The organism is Thermorhabdus hydrogeniformans (genome assembly GCF_049310025.1).
Taxonomy (GTDB): domain Bacteria; phylum Bacillota; class Thermosediminibacteria; order Thermosediminibacterales; family Tepidanaerobacteraceae; genus JBJYKD01.
On record NZ_JBJYKD010000181.1, the window covers coordinates 1 to 264 of the forward strand.

1 protein-coding gene is annotated in these 264 nt (G+C 40.9%); it reads left to right on the forward strand.

Annotated features, from left to right (window positions below):
* On the forward strand, nucleotides 1-175 hold a 175-nt coding region (locus ACKX14_RS16030; protein ID WP_422449405.1), incomplete at its 5' end, for an FtsW/RodA/SpoVE family cell cycle protein.
* Nucleotides 176-264: the final 89 nt, after the last annotated feature.

Here is a 264-nt window from a genome sequence, read left to right on the forward strand (position 1 = left end):
TTTGGTAAACGCAGGTATGAATATGGGGATGCTGCCAACCAAAGGTTTGACCCTACCTTTTATTAGTTATGGAGGTTCATCACTGATTATGTGTGCAGTGATGATCAGTTTGATTTTGAAAATTGATGCAACAACACAAAGTGCCAATCCAACCAAAGAAGAATCCAGCTTCTAAGCGGGTTGTTCTTTCATCACGCTTTCCGCAGACGAGACGTACTTTTCGTTATGCGGATAGCGTTTGAGTCCTTCCTAAATTGTATTTCT